This is a genomic window from Streptomyces torulosus (assembly GCF_001419765.1).
In the GTDB taxonomy this organism is placed as follows: domain Bacteria; phylum Actinomycetota; class Actinomycetes; order Streptomycetales; family Streptomycetaceae; genus Streptomyces; species Streptomyces torulosus.
This window is the reverse complement of the sequence record NZ_LIRK01000230.1, coordinates 1-2,955: the sequence shown is the minus strand read 5'-3', so window position 1 is coordinate 2,955 and position 2,955 is coordinate 1. Positions and strand designations below refer to the sequence as shown.

4 protein-coding genes and 2 pseudogenes are annotated in these 2,955 nt (G+C 69.2%); 4 read left to right on the top strand and 2 right to left on the bottom strand.

Features of this window, described 5'->3' with window-relative positions; all coding sequences use genetic code 11:
* A pseudogene (locus tag AOK23_RS16535) lies at window positions 1–566 on the top strand (polynucleotide adenylyltransferase); the annotation flags it as partial.
* 5 nt (window positions 567–571) lie between these two features.
* Here AOK23_RS16535 and AOK23_RS16530 read toward each other — a convergent pair.
* Complete coding sequence (locus AOK23_RS16530) at window positions 572–1,399, bottom strand: hypothetical protein (RefSeq protein ID WP_055713474.1); 828 nt, start codon at window positions 1,397–1,399, stop codon at window positions 572–574.
* Between the two features lie 347 nt (window positions 1,400–1,746).
* On the opposite strand from AOK23_RS16530, the gene AOK23_RS49815 reads away from it, so the two are divergent.
* Window positions 1,747–1,962, top strand: coding sequence for a PIN domain-containing protein (locus tag AOK23_RS49815; protein WP_240496412.1), 216 nt, complete (start codon window positions 1,747–1,749; stop codon window positions 1,960–1,962).
* Between the two features lie 6 nt (window positions 1,963–1,968).
* Here the strand turns inward: AOK23_RS49815 and AOK23_RS49810 are convergent.
* Window positions 1,969–2,139, bottom strand: a pseudogene (locus AOK23_RS49810) (DUF397 domain-containing protein); the annotation flags it as partial.
* A 193-nt stretch (window positions 2,140–2,332) separates the two neighbouring features.
* Between AOK23_RS49810 and AOK23_RS16515 the strand changes: the two are divergent.
* Together AOK23_RS16515 and AOK23_RS16510 are read left to right on the top strand one after the other, a co-directional pair.
* Window positions 2,333–2,680 (top strand): hypothetical protein, encoded by a 348-nt coding sequence (locus AOK23_RS16515; RefSeq protein WP_206336220.1) that lies wholly within the window; start codon window positions 2,333–2,335, stop codon window positions 2,678–2,680.
* Window positions 2,677–2,934 carry a cupredoxin domain-containing protein gene (locus AOK23_RS16510; protein ID WP_055713471.1) on the top strand — a complete coding sequence of 86 codons (258 nt, stop codon included), beginning with the start codon at window positions 2,677–2,679 and terminating at the stop codon, window positions 2,932–2,934. Before AOK23_RS16515 ends, AOK23_RS16510 begins: the two co-directional genes overlap by 4 nt.
* Window positions 2,935–2,955 lie beyond the last annotated feature (21 nt).

Here is a 2,955-nt window from a genome sequence, read left to right as displayed (position 1 = left end):
CCCGCACGGCGAGCGAGGCCGGTGACCTGCCGCCGGCCGACCTCCCGCGGCACTTCTTCGCGACGTGGGCGGCGTGGGACTGGCGAGAGCCGGTGGGTGGTGGGACCGAGCGGACTTCCCTTCCCCTCACCATCACCACCCCCTCGCCCCCGGTCCGCCCCTGCACGGATCAGGTCACGACGGGCATGCGTGACCTGATCACACAGGAGCTGTTCCGAGCCTGGGAGTTGCTCGAAGAGGGCCACGCGTGGTCCGAAATCCTGGCCCCTCCCCCGCTCCACCGCCGGCACGCCGCCTGGGCGATCGTGACGGTGGGCGGGGGTGCGGACGAGGGCCGGGTGCGCGGCAGGATGCGGGCCCTGATCGCCGACCTCGCCGAGGCGGCCCCCGGGTGCCACGCCTGGCCCCGCCCCTTCGGCAGGGCCCCTGCCCGCTTCGCCATCGGCCTGGGGCCGACTCCACCGGCCGCCGAGACGCTGACCGCCGTGGCGGAACGCCGGCTACGCGGTCTGCCGGGGGTCACGCTCACCCGGGCCGAGGCGGGCGAGATCCCGACCCTGTCCTGAGCCGGTCAGAGCACGTCGACGTAGTCCACCGCGCTGGTCGCGGTTCCGGTCGTCGAGTTGCCGTAGTACGTCCAGCGGAAGTAGCCGTCGGTGGAGGCGGTGACCGTCGCCTTGAGGGCGCCGGTGCTGCTGGTGGTGGCCTTCTTGACCGTCTGGAAGGTGTCGGTGCCCTTGGCGCGGAACTGGAGGCTGACCGTGCGGTCGCCGTAGGCGCCGTACGTCTTGGTGCTCCAGTTCGCCCGGGTGAGCCTGCCCGTGACGGTGATCGTGCCGCCCTTGGCGACCGGCTCCGGCGCGGCGTTGGCGGTCACCCTGGCCGCGCGCTTCAGCTGGGCGGTCTTGGACCGCGTCTCCAGCTCCCCGGTCTTCAGACCGCCGTCGGCCTTCCACAGCCGCAGCGAGACACCGACCTTCCACGTCGTGGCGTCGGCGTTGGAGTCGACGTGCTCCTGGCTCGGGTCCGGGTCGATGTAGAGGCTGCCCTCGCAGCGGGCGTGCTTGGAGTCGATCTCGTAGCAGGTGTAACCGCCCGGCTGGATGAAGTTCTCTCCCGTGTCGGCCGCCGTCGCGATGGTGCCGCGGTAGAGGAACGGGTACGCGTCGTAGCGGGAGGGGTCGGCCGTGCTGTACCCGGTCGGCAGAGCGATGTCGAAGGAGAGGGGCGGCTCCACCACCTTCGACGTGCCGACCACGATCGGCTTGCCCTTGTTGATGACGATGTCCGACACGGTGATACCGGTGTCCGCCGCGTTGGCCGTCGGCGCGTTCAGCACGGAGAGCGCCAACGCTCCCGCGAGCGTGGCCACCGCGACGGACCGTCTGCCTGTGTGCATGCACACCTCTTCGGAGGAGATGGATTCGGGAGGCGGCACAGTACCAATGACGTGCGCATGCCTCAGCGGGTGGCGTAGCAGCCACCGACGCACGTCACACTCAATCGGGCGCTGGCCATGGCGGCGGCGATCAGCACCGAAGACCGGGCGCTCCGCTGGCTCCGGGCGAACGCCGACGCATTCCTCGACTTCGACGTCCTCGAAGCCAGGGAGCCAGACGGGCTGTGACCTACCTGGCCGACACCTCCGCCGTGTGGCGTCTACCGCGTGGCCAACTCGGCGCTCCGTGGCACGAGCGAGTGGCGCGCGGCCTTGTGGCCATCTGCCCTCCCGTGGAGTCCGAACTGATGCCCGGACTCCACGCCGACCGCGACTACATCGAGGTACAGCGGGACCTGGTGAAGATCGGTCACCATCGCGGCAGGTCTCCGCTGGACGTCCTGATCGCGCTCACGGCCGAACATCACGGCCTGACCCTGCTCCACGTCGACGACGACTTCGCCGCGATCGCGAAAGTCCGCTCCGGTCTCTCCCTCGTCCGCGGAGAGCAGCCGATTCTCTGAACGAAGTCAGCTCCCGGCCGCGTACTCCACGAACTCCATCCACGTGTCCCGCGCGAGCGCGAGCCGAGGCCCGGCGAGGTTCTTGGAGTCACGGACGTGGACCGCGCCGGGGGCCATGGCGATCTCGACGCAGGACTCGCCGTCATTGCCGCTGCTGTAGCTGCTCTTGAACCAGGCCTCGAGTACCCCATGACGAACTGCGACGGCTGCGACCGCGGCTTCCGAGGACCGGAGGGCAGCCGTTGCCGCGACTGCCGGGTGTCCGCTCCCGCCCTTGTCTGACGCTCCCGTTCTCCCACCACGAAAGGCACATCCATCCATGACACACGCAACGCGGATAGCCTGTCCGGGGCACTCCCTGGAGGACACCATGAGCACGCAGGCCGACCACGGACACGAGCTGATCCCCCGCCCTGAACCGACCCCCGACGCGCTGCGCGCGGCTCTCGCGTGCGTAGATCCCGGCCGTCTCGAGGAAATGCAGGCCACTAAGGACGAGGCCTTCGCCAAGGCGGTCCAGTGGCAGTCTCTGAGCCCTGTGCGGAGCTGGGTTCTCATCTGGGCCCGCGACATCGAAATCGCACGCCGTCCGAGCCTGTCAGCTCGCCATGCTCATGCGAAGAGCAGGTTGGAGCACGAGGATCCGGTTATCGCCCGTGAAGCCCTGCGGGAGCTGAGCGCCGTGCTGGACGAGGCGACGAAAGCCGTCCGCGAGTGAGCTGGAAGTGGGAGTACGCCTTCGGGGCGGAAGAAGCCGCCCGCACAGCTCCTCGCGAGTTCCTCACCAGGGTGGAAGAGAAGGCTGACGAATTGGTCAGGGCCGCCGAAGCTCTCCACGTCCACGGCCGGGCCCATGACGGACCCGATCCGAAGGGCGGCGACGTGATCGTCCCCGGCGGCATGTTCACCTACCAGCTCGTCGTACGCAGCGAGCGCGTCTACATCGTGCAGATCACTTACCTGGGCTTCTGACCTCGAAAGAGGGGCAGCGCC